This window comes from Agrobacterium sp. GW821-FHT14E08 (genome assembly GCF_058803865.1).
Genome location: NZ_JBXAPJ010000001.1, coordinates 890,754 through 907,127 on the forward strand (window position 1 = coordinate 890,754; position 16,374 = coordinate 907,127).

The following is a 16,374-nucleotide window of genomic DNA, read 5'->3' on the forward strand; positions in this document are numbered from 1 at the left end:
ATGATGTTTCACCGCCCCATCTCAGGTTTCAAATCAGCCGGGCTGCTTGGTCTTGCGCAGATAGGGAAGAACCGTGTCGTAGGAACCGAAACGGGCGATCGCATCCTCGTTGGAGACGGCGGCCGTGATGATGACATCCTCGCCCTGCTTCCAGTTGGCCGGTGTCGCCACCTGATGTTTGGAGGTGAGCTGGATGGAATCGATCGCGCGAAGAATTTCCTCGAAATTGCGGCCGGTGGTCATGGGGTAGGTGAGGACCAGCTTGATCTTCTTGTCTGGACCGATGACGAAGACGGAGCGCACGGTGGCGTTATCGGCAGGCGTGCGGCCTTCGGAACTGTCGCCAGCGCCGGCGGGCAGCATGTCGTAAAGCTTGGCGACCTTCAGGTCCTTGTCGCCGATCAGCGGATAATCGACATTGAAACCGGTCGCGGTGCGAATATCGTTCTTCCATTTTTCATGGCTTTCGACCGGATCGACCGAAATACCGATGATCTTGACGCCACGCTTTTCGAACTCCGGCTGCAGGCCGCCCATCGCGCCGAGTTCCGTCGTGCAGACTGGCGTGAAGTTCTTCGGATGCGAAAACAGGACCGCCCAGCCGTCGCCGATCCAGTCATGGAAGCTCACCGGACCATGGGTGGTCTCGGCGGTGAAGTCGGGTGCTATGTCGTTGATACGCAGGCTCATCTGATGTTTTCTCCCTAATGATTTGAACTGAAAACTGATGGTTCTCGGCAATCCGTGTCCGGCGCCGGAGCTTAGAGTTTTTGCGTGAAATGGCCAGCCCTTTCATCGGGCTTCGGCGGTATTTGCTTCAGCCCCACAGAGATTTGATGACCCCGATTTTCCTCGTTTGTCGCGGTTGCACGATATCCGCCCGGTTGATTGTTTCAGGAGGACATGATTATTCCAGAGACGATCGGGGGGGCATCATGACGACTTCTTCTGCGCCTGTTTCCGCGACGGGTCGGGCACGCATTCCAGCCACGGTCTGGGTGCTGGGCATCGTTAACCTTCTGATGGATGGGTATCCCGTCGAAAGCGCACCGCCGCCTAGGATATGCCGAAAATACGACGACGTTGTTTTCGCTCATCCCAGCGCATAGTGTGACGCGACGTCAGGCGACAGCATTCCGGGGATGGGGAGTGATGGAGAACAGCAATGACAATCACCATTACCGCTTTTGAACGCTCGCCCGATGGCGGCAAAGGTCTCGCCCGCGACATGCGTGTCCGCTGGGCCCTCGAAGAAGTAGGCCAGCCCTATGACGTTCGCCTCCTTTCCTTCAAGGCGATGCGGGAACCGGCGCATCTGGCGCTTCAACCCTTCGGGCAGATCCCGACCTATGAGGAGGGCGATCTCGTCCTGTTCGAATCCGGTGCGATCATATTCCATATAGCCGAAGGCCATGCCGGCCTGTTGCCAGAGGATGCGAATGCGCGGGCGCGCGCGATCATGTGGATGTTCGCTGCGCTCAGCACCATGGAACCGCCCATTGTCGAGCATTTTGTCACCGGCTTTCTTGAAAGGGACAAAAGCTGGCACGGCGAGCGCCTGCAGATCGTCGATGAACGTATTCGCAAGCGGCTCGGCGAATTGTCCAGTCGACTGGGGAAGGCCGAGTGGCTCGACGGCGCATTCAGCGCCGGTGATCTGTTGATGATATCGGTGCTGCAGCGGATAAAGAGTTCGGGAATTCTCGATGAATACGCGAATCTCGCGGCCTATGTCGCCCGGGGCGAGGCGCGTCCCGCTTATAAACGCGCATTTGCCGATCAGTTGGCGATTTTCAAAGCCGCATCGAACGGCTGAACCGCATCGACCGGAGAGACCCTCGCTGCAGACCGCCAGCGGTCAAGCCGAGGTGCTGACGCGATAGGCCATTCCGAGCGACCTCGGCGCGGTCTCCCTGAAGCCGAATTTTTCGTATAGCCTGTTTGCCGGCACATCGGCGATCAGGCTGACATAGGCCGAAGCCGGAAGCTCGCTCTTCACATGGCTCATCAGCGCCTCCATGACCGCCTTGCCCAAGCCCCGACCCTGATGGGCGGGATCGACGGCAATGTCCACGACCTGAAAAAAGCAGCCGCCATCGCCGATCAGCCGGCCCATGCCGATGGCGGAACCTGCATGCAGAACCAGCACGGAGAAGATCGTGCCCCGCAAACCCCTCTCCGCCGCCTCCCGTGAAAAGGGGCTTAGCCCCGCCACGGCGCGAAGGCGCAGATAGTCCTCGACAGACGGGGTTTTCGCGACAATGGAATAGTCGGGGGAATAATCGGGGTGGTTCATTCGACTCTCCTCTTGGCCGCGCTTTGAAAGCGCCGCCCAATATGTGGAGAAGAGTTCTACAGGAGCTTTACCGATTCTGAGGCGCAATTTTCAGCGCCTGAAGATCGTGCTGCGCGCAGACGCCCGTGAAGGCGGCCATTTCTGCCTGTTAGCGGCGACCTTCCACGGCGGAACGGATATGCGAGCGGCTGACGCCGATGTCGGAAAGGCTTCTGTCATCGAGCGCGCTCAGTTCGGCCACGGCGCGACGGTTGCGGAAATAGTTTCGAACGGTTTCGTGAAGTTTCATTTTCATGGTTTCCAGTGATGAGATTGCATAAAATATGCCCATTCTGACGCGAAAAATACAGGCATTTGCCTGCATGGAAGACATGCAAAAATCGAAACCCGACGTCTGGATAGGGGGGAACAACTGCCGGCATAAGGAAACGCTATAGCGGCAGAAAGGACTTGTGTTGGCAAAATATCCGGCGATGAACCTACTCTGCCTGAAAGATTAGCATGACGTTAATCGACAAGAACCGCAAAAGCGGCAAAAGCTCGCCCGGCCAAAGCCGGAACAGATAATCCGAAAAGGAGTGGGAACATGAAAAACGGTATTACTCGCAGACTTCTACTGGTTTCCGCAGCGGTCGCTCCGATCCTGAGCCTGTCGCCGGCGCTCTCCGCCACCGCTTATGCGGCAGAGACGATAAGGCTCGGCCTCGTCGCGCCGATGAGCGGCCCGAATGCGCGCTACGGCGCCTTCTCCATGCACGGCGCGGAACTCGCGGTAAAGGACATCAACGCGGCCGGCGGTATCAACGGCCAGCAGATCGAACTTTTCAATGCCGATAGCCAGGGCACGCCGGTCGAAGGCGTTTCGGCCACCCGCCGCCTGATCGATCAGGACGAGGTGGATTTCGTCATCGGCGACGTCTCCAGCTCCGTGACGCTTGCGATGCAGCCTGTCGCCGAAGACGCCGAGGTTCTGCTGCTGAACGCCGCGTCTTCCAACCCGAAGATCACCTATCAGGCGGGCGTCGGCGGTTTCAAATGGACATTCCGCAATTATCCGACGGATGAGAACCGTGCGCTCGTCGTGGCGAAATACGCCGCCGAACAGCGTGGTTTCACGAAGTTCGCCGTCCTTTCGGTCGATAGCGACTACGGCCGCTCCGCCATCACCTTCACCAAGAAATACCTGCCGGACTTTAAGGGCGAAATTCTCAGCGAGGATTATTACAAGGAGGGCGAGGTCGACTTCCGCAGTGTGCTGGCAAAGATCCGTGATAACGGCGCGCAGGCAATCATCATGTACGGTCTCGCCGATACCACGCCCATTGTTGCCCGCCAGATGCTGGAACTCGGCCTTGCCGGCAAGGTCGTGCTGATCGGCAATGGTGAATTCAACACCGAAAAGACGATCAAATCCGCGCCGAAAGCCATGGAAGGCGCCGTGGAAGCCGCCGCCTGGCTGCCGCAGTTCGATAGTCCGGCCAGCAAGGCCTTCGTCGAGAAATTCACCGACACATACAAGGAAGCGCCGAACAATCACGCCTATGTGCATTGGGATACCGTCAACCTGCTCGCCCAGGCGATCAGGCAAGCCGGCAGCGCTGATCGCAATGCGGTCCGCGAAGCGCTCTCCAAGATCAAGTACAAGAGCCCGGTCGGCGAAGTGACCTTCGACGATCACAATCAGGCGCGCCTTCCGATGATCCTTCTCCAGATCGAGAACGGCAAGCCCAGCATCAAGGGCGCTTATACGGCGGAAATCCAGTACCCTGCGAACTGATAGACCGGGAGGGGTACAGCCATGTTCTCGACAATTCTCGAGCAAGTCGTAAACGGGATCGTCACCGGTTCCGTCTACGCGATCGTCGCCGTCGGCATGACCATGATTTTCGGGGTGCTGAGAGCCATCAACTTCGCTCATGGCGAATATTACATGCTCGGAACCTTCGGGGCGTGGTTCGCCATCGACTATCTCGGCCTTTCCTATGAGGCTTCGATCGTCGTCGGCGTTCTTTCCACCGTGGTCGTGGCCTATGTGGTCGGCCAGCTGGTGATGCGCAGAATGGTGGGAGCGCCGGCGGAGTCCGGCGTTCTCGCCACCCTCGGCATCGCGCTGATCCTGCAGAACACGATCATTTTCGTCTTCGGCGGCGGCTATAAGTTCTTCGCCGGCGGTTATATCGAGCCGATTTCCATTCTCGGCTTCACGCTGGCGCAGCAGCGCGTGCTCATTCTGGTCGTCTGCCTCATCGTCTTCGTCGGTCTGGAACTGATGGTGACCTATAGCCGTCTCGGCATGGCGATGCGGGCGGTCTCGCAGAATGTCGAATGTTGCGGTGTGGTTGGCATCGATGTCTCGCAGGTCGTGTTGCGCACCTTCATCCTCGGCGCCGCGCTTGCAGCACTTTCGGGTGTTCTCACCGCGCCGGTCAATGTCAGCGTCTATGGCGGTATGGGGGAGCTCATCACCTTCAAGACCCTGCCGATCATCATCATGGGCGGCCTTGGCAACGTGCGGGGAACCTTCTTCGCGGCCATGATCCTCGGCATCGCCGAAAGCCTCGTCGCCACCTATGTCGGGCTGCAATTCCGCGACACGGTGGGCTTCGCAACGCTGATCCTGATGCTGATGTGGCGTCCGCACGGCCTGTTTTCGACGCAGGCGCGCTTCTAGAAGCCGCGCCCGCCGAATTTACTCGAATTTTGAGGACTAGACATGTCTCTCACAGACACCGTTCCCCAGACACGCCGCCGCGATCTGCGCATTCCGCTCGCCGCAGTCCTGATCGTCGTCGCGCTGGCCGCGCCCTTCATCGGCACGCGTTACGTTACCCACTCGCTGATCATCGCGCTCATCTTCATGCTGCCGGCCCACGGGCTCAATCTGCTCGTCGGCTATACCGGTCTGCTATCACTAGCGCAGGCGGCATTCTTCGGCATCGGGGCCTATACTGCGGGCCTGCTGGCCGTGCATTTCGAGACGCCGTTTTACGTGAACCTCATCGCCTCCGGCCTCGTTACCGGCGCGATTGCCCTGCCGCTCGGCATTCCGGCGCTGCGTCTGCGTTCAACGTCCTTCGTCATGTGTACGCTCGGTTTCGTCATCATCGGCCAGGCAATTGCCAAGAACTGGATTTCGCTGACCCGCGGCGACATGGGCCTCTCCGGCATCCCGAAACCCTATTTCGAGCTTGGCCCGCTCTCCTTCACGGTCAGTGGAACCACCAGTTTCTATTATCTGGCTCTGGCCATCTGCGTGCTGGGAACGCTTGCCGCATGGGCAATCGTCCGCTCGCCGGCGGGTCGCAACATGGTCGCCATTCGCGAAAACGAAACGCTGGCGGAATCCCTCGGCGTTCCGACCTGGCGCTACAAGCTGATCGTTTTCATGCTGAGCGCCGTCTTTGCCGGGGTGGGGGGCAGCCTCTATGCCCATTACCTCACGGTGGTCAGCCCGCTGACCTTCCAGATGTATTATTCCACGACGATGCTGATCATCGTTCTTGGCGGCGGTGCTGGCATGATTTCGGGAACCGTGTTCGGCAGCCTGCTCTTCGTCGGACTGACGGAGGCGCTGCGCGTCGCTCCTGAAGTGCGGATGATTGCCTACGGCTTCTGCCTTCTCATTCTCGTCTTCTGGTTCAAAAAAGGCTTTGCTCCCCTGATCAATCGCTTCTGGAACGCGATCGGAGGCTCGAAATGACGGCTCATCTTCCCATCCTCGAGATAAAGAACCTCAGCAAGTCCTATGGCGCGGTGAAGGCGGTCAACGATGTCAGCATGCACATCAATCGCGGCGAAATCGCCGGACTGATAGGGCCTAACGGCTCGGGAAAGTCCACCTTCTTCGATTGCAGCACCGGGCTTGCCCGGCCGGACACCGGCAAGGTGATCCTTGACGGGCAGGACATCACCGGCTGGTCGCTCAACCGCATCGCCCGTGAAGGCCGCATGCTGCGATCGTTCCAGAAGACAGTCACCTTCAAGGCGCTCGATGTGGAGGAGAACCTCGTCATCGCCGGCCAGATGTTCACCTTTCCCTCGCTCCTGTCGACATTCGGCCTTGGCGGCATGTCGCGCCGCCGCGTGGCCGGGTTGAGAGAGCGGGCGCGCGAGCTGATCAAGATGGCGGGGCTGTGGGACGTTCGCCACCAGCCCGCCGGCAATCTGTCCGGTGGTCAGCAGAAACTCATCCAGTTCGCCTCCATGCTGATGCCGGAGCCGAAGCTTATCCTGCTCGACGAGCCGATGGCGGGCATCAACCCGAAGATCATCGAGCGCGTGGTGGAGACGATCCAATATGCGAATAAATCGCTCGGCGTGAGCTTCCTCGTCATCGAACATAATATCGATGTCGTCACCAGCATCTGCCAGCGCGTGGTCGTGCTCGATCAGGGAACGAAACTGGTCGAGGGACTGCCGCATGACATCATCAAGGACCAGCGTGTGAGGGAGGCCTATCTTGGCGGCTGACAGCAATCTTTCCATCAAGGGCCTGCGCGCGGGTTACGGCAATCTCGATATCCTGAACGGCGTCGATCTGGATGTGCCGGCCGGCCAATTCGTTGCCCTCATGGGGCCGAACGGTGCGGGAAAATCCACCCTACTCAAGACGCTCTATGGCATGACCACCATCAAGGAAGGCGGCATCGACTGGCGCGGCAGGAATATCGCCGGATTGTCGTCGCGCGCCATTCTGGGCGAGGGCATATCCTTCGTGCCGCAGGGCCGTTGCAACTTCCCGGTCATGACCGTCGATGAAAACCTGCAAATGGCCGCCTATATCATCCGCGATGTAAAGGTGAAGGCGGACCGGGATTACGTCTACGATCTTTTCCCGATCCTGAAGACGCGGCGCTCGACGCTCGCAGGCAATATGTCGGGCGGCGAGCAGCAATTGCTCGAAGTGGCGATGGCGGTTTTGCAGCGGCCGAAGGTGCTGCTGGTGGATGAGCCCTCGGTCGGCCTGTCGCCGGCCGCAATCGGCATCGTATTCGACGAACTCCTGCGCCTTCATGCAAATGGCATGACCATCCTGCTGGTCGAGCAGAACACCAAAAAGGCCATGGAGGTGGCGCAGCGCGCCGTCGTCCTCCGTCTCGGCAAGGTGATCTGGGACGGCACGCCGGCGGAAATCACCCATGACGAACTTGGCGAATTGTTCCTGACCGGAAAGATGCGCGGCGAACTCGAAGCCGCGCACTGACTGGTCCAAAGCTTTAGATTGAGACGAGGAAAGACCATGAGCACTTTCGTGCCAGCATCACGCGTGTCGAAAATTAGGGTTTCGCCAAGCACGGCGGCGGCGGCCCGCGCCCGCGAATTGAAGGCCGCCGGCCGCGATATCGCTGACCTGACGGTGGGCGAGCCGGATTTCGATACGCCGGAAGCCGTCAAGGCGGCAGCGCATGCCGCCATCGATCGGGGAGAGACCAAATATACCGCTGTCAACGGCACGCCGGCGCTGCGCAAGGCAATCATCGGCGACTTCCAGAAGCGTCTCGGCATCACCTATGGCGATAGCGAAATCTGCGTCGGCGGCGGCGCCAAGCAGATCCTGTTTCTGGCGCTGATGGCCAGCGTGGAAAACGGTGCGGAAGTCATCATCCCGGCTCCCTACTGGGTATCTTATCCCGATATGGTCATCGCCAATGACGGCACGCCCGTCATCGTCGCATGCCCGGAGGAAACAGGGTTCAAACTGACGGCCGAAGCGCTGGAAGCGGCGATCACCCCGAAGACGCTGTGGCTGATCCTCAACGCCCCTTCGAACCCGACGGGTGCCGCCTATAGCGAAGCGGAACTGAAGGCGCTGGGCGACGTATTGCTGCGCCATCCGCATGTAATGGTCCTCTCCGACGATATATACGATCAGGTCTGGTTCAGAAACGAGCCGATGAAAACCCTCGTTGCCGTCGTTCCGGAATTGAAGGACCGCGTGCTGCTGACCAACGGCGTTTCAAAATCCTATGCCATGACGGGATGGCGGATCGGTTACGGGGCAGGGCCAGCAGCACTCGTCGCCGCCATCAACAAGTTGCAATCGCAAATGTCATCCTGCCCGTCTTCCGTCAGCCAGGCCGCCGCCGCCCATGCGCTTTCCGGCGACCAGACATTCGTGACGGAAAGCGTTGCGGTCTATAAACAGCGGCGTGACTACGCCTCATCGCGCCTGAACGCGATCCCCGGCCTTTCCTGCATGGTTCCGGATGGGGCTTTCTACCTCTATCCAAGCTGCGCCGGGGTGGTCGGCAAGACGACGGCGGATGGCAAGGTGATCGAAAACGATCTCGATTTCGTCCTCTATCTCCTCGACAGCGTCGGCGTGGCGGCTCTTCAGGGCGCTGCCTACGGGCTTTCGCCCTATTTCCGCATTTCCTTCGCCACCTCCATGGAGGTGCTGGAGGATGCATGTGACCGCATCGAACGGGCGGTGGCGGCGCTAAGGTAGGGCAAATCGCAACCGTAAACAGGCTCCCCTTTACAACGGTTTGTACAGCTTTTCACCTTCCGTCATTCCGGCCTTGAGCCGGAATCCAGCCAGCCCAAGTCCTTGGGCTGAAAAGACTCATCTCGCCGCGCAGACGCGCGTCGACTGGATTCCGGCTCAAGGCCGGAATGACGGAGGTGGGGATGTACTCGCACAGCTGTGTCGTGCACCCTCACATATACCGAAAAACACCTATCCCATTGAAATTACGCGCCGTCCTCGCAGAAATCCATTCCTGTTTCCGCCCTGATGCGCTAGGATTTCCCCAAAAAGTGGGGACCGATGAGCGTCGATTTCAAAAAACTCAAGAGCTTCGTCAAGATCGTCGATACCGGCAGCGTTTCGCGTGCCGCCGGCATTCTTCGTGTGGCGCAGCCGGCGCTGTCGCAGCAGATCGCGTCGCTGGAACAGCATTTCAAACACCAGCTTCTTTTACGAAGCAATGTCGGCATCGCACCGACTGAGGCCGGACTGATCCTCTATCGCCATGCCCAGATCATGCTGAAGCAGATCGAGCAGGCGCAGACCGATATCGACCGCTCAGCCCGCTCGGTCTCCGGCCGCGTCTCCATCGGGCTTGCCACCTATTCATCGTCCAGCGCACTGTCCCTGCCGCTTATCAAGGAGATGAGGGCGCGGTTCCCCGCCATTACGGTCCATATCAACGACAGTTTCGGCCATATCCTCAGCGAGCTGATCATGACCGGCAAGATGGATATGGCGCTGATCTACACCTCCGATCCGATCAAGGGCGTAACGCTGGAACCTTTGTTCCGGGAAGAAATGTTCCTCGTCTCGCCCGCCGATATGAAGCTGCCGGCCGAACCCGGTCAGCCGCTTCCGCTCTCGGCGCTGGATGGCCACGCGATGTTACTGCCAAGCAAGGCGCATTTCCTTCGCCGGCTCATCGATGAAGGTCTTGCCCGGGCCAGGGCGCGACCGGAGGTCATTTCAGAACTGGAATCCGTGCCTGCTTTGGGCGCTGCGGTGCTGGACGGCCTCGGCTCGACGATCCTTCCGGCCTCGGTGGTTTTGGAAACCCCGAGCTTCAGCGGCGCCCAACTGCACCCGCTCACAACCCCCGTCATCGACGCCACGGTTTCGCTCTGCGTCTCCGATCATATGCCGCTTTCCGAGCCGGCTCTGGCGGCGCGTTCCGTGCTTCTCGAGATCGTCACCAAGCTCAAGAGCGGTCACCACCCCGGCATTCGCGGCATCTGAATTCGCTATAAGCAAACCCTATGGCGGCAGACCGAGGTTGTGTTGGTAAAGGCCCGCCGAACGTTTCAAATTTTCCATCAGTGAACGGATTCAAATTTGGGTCCACAAGGCAGCCAAAGAGGCTGCATGGTCGCTCGAGGGAAACAATGGCAAAACTGGCTTTCGATACTGGCGGTACCTTTACCGATTTCGCGCTTCTGGACGACAGCGGCGAACTTCACCTCCATAAAGTCCTGAGCACGCCGAAAAATCCGGCCGAAGCCGTTGTTCAGGGCGTGTCAGAGCTGCTCGAAAAGCATGCGGACGTGATTGCCATCGAGAACCTGCAGGTGCTTGGCGCAACCACCGTCGTCACCAACGCGGTACTGGAGCGCAAGGGCGTGGAGACTGGTTTCGTCACCACGGATGGCTTTCAGGACATGCTGCGCATCCGCAACGAGGGGCGTTACGATCTCTATGACCTGAACATCAAATATCCCGATCCGCTGGTCACCCGCGCTAACAGTTTCGGCGCCGAAGAACGCATCGCCGCCGACGGCGAGGTGATGACGGAACTCAAGGAAGAGACCGTTCGCGAGATTGCCGGACGGCTGAAGGAAAAGGGTATTCGCTCTGTGGCGGTCTGCCTGCTGCACGCTTACAAATATCCGCAGCACGAGCAGCGCGTCGCCGCCCTTCTGCGCGAGGAAGACCCGGATATCTTCGTGTCCTTGTCTTCCGAGGTCTGCCCGGAAATGCGTGAATTCGACCGCGCCTCGACAACGGTGGTCAATGCCTATACCCGCCCGCAAATGTCGGGCCACGTCGCCCATCTGCAACGCGAATTTGCTGAGAAAGGCATCGACCGGCAGGTGCTGTGGATGACCTCTTCGGGCGGTCTTGTGCCGAGCCGTCGCGCCGCCGAACTTCCCGTTCGCTTGATCGAATCCGGACCCGCAGCAGGTGCTGTCGCCGCCGCCGAATTCGGCCGCACGGCGGGCGAAGCAAGCGTTCTTTCCTTCGACATGGGCGGCACCACCGCCAAGCTCTGCCTCATTCCCGATGGCGAACCGAATGTCGGCACCGATCTCGAAGTCGCGCATTACCAGCGTTTCCGCAAGGGATCCGGTTTTCCTCTGAAAATCCAGTCGATCCAGATGATCGAGATCGGCGCTGGCGGCGGTTCCATCGCCGCGAAGAACCCACTCGGTCTTCTCGATGTCGGCCCGCATTCCGCCGGCGCCATGCCGGGTCCGGCCGCTTATCAGCGAGGCGGAACCGAACCGACGGTGACTGATGCCGATATTCTGCTCGGTTACATGGGAACGGAATCCTTCGTCGGCGGCTCGTTCAAGGTGTCGAAGGACGCCGCCCACGGGGCGATGTCGAAACTGGCCACTTCTCTCGATGTATCCGTCGAGCGCTGCGCCTGGGGCATCCACGATCTCGTCAATGAATCCATGAGCAAGGCGGCCGCCATGCACGCGACCGATCTCGGTGTCGATCCGCGCTCGCTGCCGATGGTGGCCTTCGGCGGGGCCGGCCCGGTCCACGCCTATGGCATCGCCCGCAAGCTCGGCATTTCGCGCATCATCTGCCCGACCGGCGCCGGCGTCAGCTCCGCCATCGGCCTTTTGATCGCGCCGGTCGCCGTCGATCTCTCCGCAAGCCATCCGATGGCGCTCGACGCCTGGGATATCGAGGCGATGAACCGCCTGCTCGATGATCTTTCCGCTCAGGGTGCGGAAGTCGTTTCGGCCGCCGGCGTTCCGAAGGAAACGATCAGTAATCGCTATACCGTAGATATGCGCCATGTGGGGCAGGGACACGAGATCACGGTGGTACTGCCCGACCGTAACATGTCTGAAGACCTTTTCCTCGAAGAATTGCGTAGCAGCTTCTACAAGCTCTATCGCGAATTGTTCGGCCGCACGGTGGCCGCACCGCTGGAAGTCATCACCTGGCGTCTGCGCGCCAGCGGCGAAAAGGATCAGGTCACCCGGCCGCATGAAACCGTCGTTGCCGAAGCCCGAAAGGGTAGCCGGCAGGTCTATTTTCAGGAGGCAGGCGGCTATGTCGAGACCTCGGTCTACGACCACTACAAGCTGCCGGTCGGCCACGAGGTAAAGGGGCCTGCCATTGTGGAACAGCGTGAATCGACGGCCGTTGTCGGGCCGAGCGGCGCCTTCCACGTCGATGCCCACGGCAATCTCGTGATCAATATTCTCTAAGGGGGCATTCAGATGTCGAAACCCGCAACCGATTTCAACGATCCGATCAACCTTCAGGTCATGTGGAACCGCCTGATCTTCATCGCCGATCAGGCCGATAACGTGCTCGGCAAGACGGCTTTTTCGCCGATCGTGCGTGAGAACCATGATTACGTTACCGTACTTCTCGACAGTAAGGGCAGGGCGCTGGCGCAATGCACCTGGTCGATCCCGGTTTTCATCACCTCGCTGCCCGCAGCCGCGCAGAAATATTTCCTGCCGAAGTTTCCGGTTGAGATGCTGGAAGAGGGCGATGTTCTCGCCACCAACGATCCGGAAATCGGAACCGGCCATCTGCCTGACGTGACGATGATCACGCCGATCTTCAAGAACGGCAAGGTTGTCGCTTATGCGGGGTCCATCGCCCATCTCCCCGATATCGGCGGCGCGCCGCTGCATTCGGAAGCCAGCGACATTTTCGCGGAAGGCATCCGTTTCCCCATCGTCAAGCTGCTCAAGGCCGGCGTGCCGAACGAGGACGTGTTCGATATCATCGCAGCCTCCGTCCGCCTTCCCACGGAAGTGCGCGGTGACCTGGAATCGATGATCGCCGCCAACAATGTCATGGGCCGCGAACTGGTGAAATTCCTCGATGAATACGGGCTGGACGATGTCGACGGGCTGGCGGACGCCATCCACACCCGCTCCGAGGCGCAAACGCGCAAGGCAATCCGCGAATGGCCGAACGGTACCTATTCCGCCGAAGTCCTGCTCGATGGTTACGATGTCGACGTCACACTGAAAGCCTCGGTGATCGTCAGGGACGATTCCATTCACGTGGATTATACCGGCACGTCGGATCAGGTCCTGCACTCGATCAACTGCCGCACGAACTACCGTTACGCCCATTCGGTCTACGCACTGAAATGCCTGCTCGATGCCGAAACGCCCAATAATGAGGGCTGCATCGTCCCGATCACCGACGAGGCGCCGCTCGGCTGCATTCTCAATCCGCAGGAATGGACGGCGGGCAATTCGCGCAACCTGATCGGTCACGTCATTCCTTCGCTGATCTTCAAGGCGCTGGAAGGCATCGTGCCGGAGAAGGTTCTGGGCGATAGCGGCGGCGCGCCGATCTGGGCGGCCAATTGCGTCGGCCAGCGTAACGATGGCACGCAATATGGTTCCGTGCAGAATTTTCATGGCGGGCAGGGCGCACGCGCCGAATTCGACGGGCTGGATACGCTGAGCTTCCCGTCCAACTGCAAGGTCACGGCCATCGAAATGTTCGAGGTCGCCGTTCCGGTGTTGACGGAACGCAAGGAACTCATCGCCGATTCCGGCGGCGCCGGCAAACATCGCGGCGGCCTTGGCCAGCGCGTCGTTCTGCGCAATCTCGGCAAGAACCCGATGAACATCTATCTGGCATCGGAACGCGTCCGCCATCCCTGCTTCGGCGTGGTGGAAGGCCAGAGCGGGTCCTCCGGCAAGGTAATGAAGCAGGGCAAATCGCATTTCCCCAAGGGCAAGGTCGTTCTTCAGACCGGCGAACGTCTGGAAGTTCAGACACCCGGCGGTGGCGGCTGGGGTAGGGCCAGCGAGCGTCCGCGCGCACTGATCGAACAGGATATTTCCGAAGGTCTGGTAACCGCGAAGGCGGCGAAAGAAATCTTCGGCTATTCTGGCGCCATTGCTGCCGCAGCCGAATAGGAGATGAGAATGGGACTGCTGAACGGAAAAATTGCGCTGGTAACCGGCGCCGGTTCAGGCATCGGTCGCGAAACCGCAATCCTGCTGGCGAAAGAAGGGGCGACGGTCGTTCTGACCGGACGCCGCCTCGATCCGCTGCGCGAGGTCGTGGAACTGATCGAGAAGAAGAAGGGCAAGGCGATTGCCCGCATGCTCGACATCGCTTCGCGCGAGGCGATCTTCGACACGGTGAAGTCGATCGGCGAGGCCGTCGGTCCCATTGATATTCTGGTGAACAATGCGGGTTCCGCCAGCAAGGTGCTCAACGCCCGCTTCATCGGCGAGGAGGAGTGGAACGCCACCATCAATGTCAATCTGACGGCAGTGTTCAACCTGACACAGGCGGTGCTGCCGGAAATGATCGCAAAGGGTGAGGGGACCGTCATCACCGTCTCTTCGCTCGCCGCCCTTAATCCCAATCTTCTGGGCGGCGTGGCATATGGTGCTGCCAAGGCGGGCGTGAAGAACTTCATGACCTTCCTGCACAATACCTATCGCAACCAGGGTATCCGCGCGACAACCATCCTGCCGGGCGAGACGGATACACCGATCATGAACAACCGCGCGCGTCCGCCTCTGAAGGAAGAACGCGCCGTGATGATGGATCCGCATGATGTTGCCCGCGCCATCCTGCTCTGCGCCAGCCTGAACAAAAGCGCAGTCATTCCGGAACTGCACATCTGCCCGACCCATATGCGTGACACATCGAAGGATATCGAAGTCGCGCGCTGGGTGGGCGCGCCGGACGATACGCCGGACATGCCGAAAAAGAACTAGGGAGAGACGTCCATGAATGGAGCAAAGCTGCGCGCCCGTCTTGCGGCGGGTGAAGCCATCAGTATGTTCACGCCGCACCATACGTCGTCCGGCCTTTCCGCCCGACTGGTGGAACTGGGCGCGGACGCGGTCTTCCTCGATTGCGAGCACGGCACATGGAGCTTCGAGGATGTGCGGGCGACCGGGCAGGTGGTGCGCTCCGTTGGTGGCGCTGCCATCGTGCGCCCGCATTCGCACGAGCGGCCGCTCATCATCCGCTACCTGAACGCCGGCGCGGACGGGATCATGGTGCCCATGGTCGGCAATGCCGAGGAGGCCCGCGCGATTGTCGATGCGGTGCGTTACGCCCTGCCGTCGGATTATGAAAAGCGGCTGGTCGTCGCCATGATCGAGACCGTCGATGCGATCGATGTTCTGGACGAGATGTTGACGGTCGAGGGTATCGACGTCTTCTTCATCGGCCCCGGCGATCTTTCGCAGGATATGGGCTATCCGCCCGCGCCGCCATTCGGCGAGCCACGCCCGGATGTGGTGATGGAGAAGGTCGCCATTGCTGTCGACAAGATACGCGCAGCCGGAAAAATCGCGGGAACGCTCGCGACGCTGGATGAAATGCCGCACTGGCGGGAGCGTGGCGTGCAATTCTTCTACGTCCATTCCGATCCGTTCCTGCGCCGCGGTCTCGCTGCGGTGAAGAAGGCGCTCGCCTGAGGCGGAGCAGGGGTTTTCCGGCTGAACGATGCTGCAAGCGAGGGCCCGAACCTTCAGGCCCTCGCCGTGCCGCTAGAAATCCGCCGTGACGGGTTTCCACAAATGCTCCGGATCGAAGCCGCCGCAACGCGCGATCACGATCCGGGTGCCGTTTTTAACGCGCCGCCGCAAAAGATCGGAACGGTCGGACAGCGCCCGAAGCGAACCGTCACCCTGAAGCTTCTGCAGCATCGACCGCGAAAGCCCGAGTTCAGACGCCAGCAGACGGTCAAGGCGTATGCCGGCCTGAAACGGAACCGTGAGATCAATCTCTGCCATGGCCCAGTCGGGAGGTTCATCCCTTATCTGTTTCACGATATCGAATTCGGGAAACTCGTCGACGCGCTGCGATTTACGTCTCAAGGCTTCGAGGTTGAATGTCTCCGCCCTTATCCAGTGCGGATCGTTGGACTGCAGCGCTTCGAGAACGGCAGGGCTGATGTCCCGGACATTCTGCCGCTCGAAAATCGGCCTGTTCCAGCTCTTGTCGCAGATCATGCATCTATAGATAAGCCAGGCATCCAGCTTGCGGCCATTGGCATTGAGCCGGATCTTGCCGCTGGCCTGAAATGCCCTCAGGCCACCGCATCCGCTGCATGCAAGCCAGGGCTGGGGCGCCGTTCGTGGCGTAATGGTCCATTGGACCCGAAGTAAGTTGCACATAGTCTCTTGGTCTTCCATTCGGAAGTCCACCAAGATGGTGCAGGAGAAAACCCTTACGGGAACGGCATGGCGGTGTTTTTGGGTGGTGAAGAGCTGAGACAGCGGCGCTGCGCAGGGCACATTGTAACAATGCCAGACCGGTCTCTTGCCACCACCCGATGAACATGATCATACGCCGACAGCCTGTGGCTATCCGCAATACGGGTGAAACTGGATTGAGACCGGTATTTACTTAGGCAAAG

At 59.9% G+C, this 16,374-nt stretch carries 16 protein-coding genes; 12 read left to right on the forward strand and 4 right to left on the reverse strand.

The features are described from left to right. Positions 1-33: 33 nt before the first annotated feature. A complete protein-coding gene (locus AC1ROR_RS04350; RefSeq protein ID WP_035217366.1) occupies positions 34-690 on the reverse strand; it encodes a peroxiredoxin in 657 nt (218 codons plus the stop codon). A 475-nt stretch (positions 691-1,165) separates the two neighbouring features. Here AC1ROR_RS04350 and AC1ROR_RS04355 point away from each other — a divergent pair, with 475 nt between their 5' ends. Then, positions 1,166-1,816, forward strand: a complete 651-nt coding sequence (locus AC1ROR_RS04355) for a glutathione S-transferase family protein (protein ID WP_498588679.1) — start codon at positions 1,166-1,168, stop codon at positions 1,814-1,816. Positions 1,817-1,858: 42 nt separating this feature from the next. Here the strand turns inward: AC1ROR_RS04355 and AC1ROR_RS04360 are convergent, their stop codons facing one another. Both AC1ROR_RS04360 and AC1ROR_RS04365 read right to left on the reverse strand, forming a co-directional pair. Beyond that, positions 1,859-2,296, reverse strand: a complete 438-nt coding sequence (locus AC1ROR_RS04360; RefSeq protein WP_142171913.1) for a GNAT family N-acetyltransferase — start codon at positions 2,294-2,296, stop codon at positions 1,859-1,861. Between the two features lie 148 nt (positions 2,297-2,444). Further along, positions 2,445-2,585, reverse strand: a complete 141-nt coding sequence (locus AC1ROR_RS04365) for a DUF1127 domain-containing protein (protein WP_080853169.1) — start codon at positions 2,583-2,585, stop codon at positions 2,445-2,447. A 297-nt stretch (positions 2,586-2,882) separates the two neighbouring features. On the opposite strand from AC1ROR_RS04365, the gene AC1ROR_RS04370 reads away from it, so the two are divergent. The 11 genes from AC1ROR_RS04370 (at position 2,883) to AC1ROR_RS04420 (ending at position 15,430) form a co-directional block, all read left to right on the forward strand. Continuing rightward, positions 2,883-4,073: an ABC transporter substrate-binding protein gene (locus AC1ROR_RS04370; RefSeq protein ID WP_498588680.1), complete on the forward strand. Its 1,191-nt coding sequence runs from the start codon at positions 2,883-2,885 to the stop codon at positions 4,071-4,073. A gap of 21 nt (positions 4,074-4,094) precedes the next feature. Continuing rightward, positions 4,095-4,967 (forward strand): branched-chain amino acid ABC transporter permease, encoded by an 873-nt coding sequence (locus AC1ROR_RS04375; RefSeq protein ID WP_035217353.1) that lies wholly within the window; start codon positions 4,095-4,097, stop codon positions 4,965-4,967. A 42-nt stretch (positions 4,968-5,009) separates the two neighbouring features. Then, positions 5,010-5,996 (forward strand): branched-chain amino acid ABC transporter permease, encoded by a 987-nt coding sequence (locus AC1ROR_RS04380; RefSeq protein WP_498588681.1) that lies wholly within the window; start codon positions 5,010-5,012, stop codon positions 5,994-5,996. Next, on the forward strand, positions 5,993-6,766 hold the full coding sequence (locus AC1ROR_RS04385) for an ABC transporter ATP-binding protein (protein WP_035217348.1): 774 nt from the start codon (positions 5,993-5,995) through the stop codon (positions 6,764-6,766). The genes AC1ROR_RS04380 and AC1ROR_RS04385 overlap by 4 nt, the downstream gene beginning before the upstream one ends. Next, positions 6,756-7,499 carry a branched-chain amino acid ABC transporter ATP-binding protein gene (locus AC1ROR_RS04390; RefSeq protein ID WP_498588682.1) on the forward strand — a complete coding sequence of 248 codons (744 nt, stop codon included), beginning with the start codon at positions 6,756-6,758 and terminating at the stop codon, positions 7,497-7,499. The genes AC1ROR_RS04385 and AC1ROR_RS04390 overlap by 11 nt, the downstream gene beginning before the upstream one ends. Positions 7,500-7,535: 36 nt before the next feature. Beyond that, a complete protein-coding gene (locus AC1ROR_RS04395) occupies positions 7,536-8,744 on the forward strand; it encodes an aspartate transaminase (protein WP_498588683.1) in 1,209 nt (402 codons plus the stop codon). Between the two features lie 321 nt (positions 8,745-9,065). Further along, complete coding sequence (nac, locus tag AC1ROR_RS04400) at positions 9,066-10,004, forward strand: nitrogen assimilation transcriptional regulator NAC (protein ID WP_498588684.1); 939 nt, start codon at positions 9,066-9,068, stop codon at positions 10,002-10,004. 146 nt (positions 10,005-10,150) lie between these two features. Beyond that, the gene (locus AC1ROR_RS04405) at positions 10,151-12,214 is read left to right on the forward strand and encodes a hydantoinase/oxoprolinase family protein (protein ID WP_498588685.1); all 2,064 of its coding nucleotides are present in this window, start codon (positions 10,151-10,153) and stop codon (positions 12,212-12,214) included. Between the two features lie 12 nt (positions 12,215-12,226). Then, the gene (locus tag AC1ROR_RS04410; protein ID WP_498588686.1) at positions 12,227-13,903 is read left to right on the forward strand and encodes a hydantoinase B/oxoprolinase family protein; all 1,677 of its coding nucleotides are present in this window, start codon (positions 12,227-12,229) and stop codon (positions 13,901-13,903) included. A 9-nt stretch (positions 13,904-13,912) separates the two neighbouring features. Then, positions 13,913-14,719 carry an SDR family oxidoreductase gene (locus AC1ROR_RS04415; protein ID WP_035217329.1) on the forward strand — a complete coding sequence of 269 codons (807 nt, stop codon included), beginning with the start codon at positions 13,913-13,915 and terminating at the stop codon, positions 14,717-14,719. Positions 14,720-14,731: 12 nt separating this feature from the next. Then, a complete protein-coding gene (locus tag AC1ROR_RS04420; RefSeq protein ID WP_498588687.1) occupies positions 14,732-15,430 on the forward strand; it encodes an HpcH/HpaI aldolase family protein in 699 nt (232 codons plus the stop codon). A gap of 72 nt (positions 15,431-15,502) precedes the next feature. On the opposite strand, the gene AC1ROR_RS04425 is transcribed toward AC1ROR_RS04420, so the two are convergent. Further along, positions 15,503-16,132 (reverse strand): DUF1062 domain-containing protein, encoded by a 630-nt coding sequence (locus AC1ROR_RS04425; protein ID WP_498588688.1) that lies wholly within the window; start codon positions 16,130-16,132, stop codon positions 15,503-15,505. Positions 16,133-16,374 lie beyond the last annotated feature (242 nt).

Excerpts from the sequence above, each read along its gene's own strand:
- AC1ROR_RS04350 (WP_035217366.1), bottom strand. The coding sequence starts at position 690 with ATGAGCCTGCGTATCAACGACATAGCACCCGACTTCACCGCCGAGACC.
- AC1ROR_RS04355 (WP_498588679.1), top strand. The coding sequence starts at position 1,166 with ATGACAATCACCATTACCGCTTTTGAACGCTCGCCCGATGGCGGCAAA.
- AC1ROR_RS04360 (WP_142171913.1), bottom strand. The coding sequence starts at position 2,296 with ATGAACCACCCCGATTATTCCCCCGACTATTCCATTGTCGCGAAAACC.
- AC1ROR_RS04365 (WP_080853169.1), bottom strand. The coding sequence starts at position 2,585 with ATGAAACTTCACGAAACCGTTCGAAACTATTTCCGCAACCGTCGCGCC.
- AC1ROR_RS04370 (WP_498588680.1), top strand. The coding sequence starts at position 2,883 with ATGAAAAACGGTATTACTCGCAGACTTCTACTGGTTTCCGCAGCGGTC.
- AC1ROR_RS04375 (WP_035217353.1), top strand. The coding sequence starts at position 4,095 with ATGTTCTCGACAATTCTCGAGCAAGTCGTAAACGGGATCGTCACCGGT.
- AC1ROR_RS04380 (WP_498588681.1), top strand. The coding sequence starts at position 5,010 with ATGTCTCTCACAGACACCGTTCCCCAGACACGCCGCCGCGATCTGCGC.
- AC1ROR_RS04385 (WP_035217348.1), top strand. The coding sequence starts at position 5,993 with ATGACGGCTCATCTTCCCATCCTCGAGATAAAGAACCTCAGCAAGTCC.
- AC1ROR_RS04395 (WP_498588683.1), top strand. The coding sequence starts at position 7,536 with ATGAGCACTTTCGTGCCAGCATCACGCGTGTCGAAAATTAGGGTTTCG.
- nac (WP_498588684.1), top strand. The coding sequence starts at position 9,066 with ATGAGCGTCGATTTCAAAAAACTCAAGAGCTTCGTCAAGATCGTCGAT.
- AC1ROR_RS04405 (WP_498588685.1), top strand. The coding sequence starts at position 10,151 with ATGGCAAAACTGGCTTTCGATACTGGCGGTACCTTTACCGATTTCGCG.
- AC1ROR_RS04410 (WP_498588686.1), top strand. The coding sequence starts at position 12,227 with ATGTCGAAACCCGCAACCGATTTCAACGATCCGATCAACCTTCAGGTC.
- AC1ROR_RS04415 (WP_035217329.1), top strand. The coding sequence starts at position 13,913 with ATGGGACTGCTGAACGGAAAAATTGCGCTGGTAACCGGCGCCGGTTCA.
- AC1ROR_RS04420 (WP_498588687.1), top strand. The coding sequence starts at position 14,732 with ATGAATGGAGCAAAGCTGCGCGCCCGTCTTGCGGCGGGTGAAGCCATC.
- AC1ROR_RS04425 (WP_498588688.1), bottom strand. The coding sequence starts at position 16,132 with ATGTGCAACTTACTTCGGGTCCAATGGACCATTACGCCACGAACGGCG.